1 protein-coding gene is annotated in these 722 nt (G+C 80.3%); it reads right to left on the reverse strand.

The genetic code is table 11. The features are described 5' to 3' along the window. Nucleotides 1-722: glycoside hydrolase family 3 N-terminal domain-containing protein (locus tag KIK08_RS39310; protein ID WP_305849637.1), on the reverse strand; the 722-nt coding region annotated here is incomplete at both ends.

Consider the following 722-nt stretch of genomic DNA (forward strand, 5'->3'; position numbering starts at 1 on the left):
CGGCCCGGCTGCCCCGGGCGTCCGCGGGCCGCCCGGCGGGCTCGGCGGGCTCGGGCCGCTCGGGGGGCAGCGGCCGCGCCCACAGCCCGAGCTTCCACTTGAGCCGCAGCAGCGCGGCCACCGCCTCGTCGACCAGCCACTCCGGCAGCGAGCCGCGCCGGACCATCCCGGCGATCCGCTCCCCGCGCACGTCGGGGTGGGTGGCGATCAGCGAGGCGTCCACCCCGGACTCCCAGACCATCGCCCTGGCCGCGTCCAGGTCCTCGGCGACCCGGTGGCGGTGCACCAGCGCGGCGACCGCCCCGGGTGCGGCCAGCACCGGCCCGTCGAACTCCCACTCGTCGCGCAGGAGCGTGCGCAGCAGCGCGTTGTCGACGTGGGCGGGCAGCCCGTCGTTGCCGCCGTGGGTCGGCACCACCATCGCCACCCCGGCGCGGACCGCCGCCTCGGCCGGGACCAGCACCTCCGCGCGCAGGGTGCGCCGGTCCAGCTCGGTCATCGCCGAGGTGTCGGGCGAGCCCCCCAGGCCGCCGAAGCCGGTCGCCGCCGCGGCCACGTGCCGGGCGTCGATCCGGTCCGGGTCGCTGCCCTGCGCGCCGCGCACGTGCGCCTCGACCAGCTCGGCGGCCAGCACGGCCGACCCGCCGAAGCAGCCGCCCGTGCGGGCCGTGCCGGGGCCGGCGGCGAGCGCCACCGCGGGCGCGAGCTGCCCGACGATCCCC

The sequence above is a fragment of the Pseudonocardia lacus genome (assembly GCF_018531445.1).
Taxonomy (GTDB): Bacteria; Actinomycetota; Actinomycetes; order Mycobacteriales; family Pseudonocardiaceae; genus Pseudonocardia; species Pseudonocardia lacus.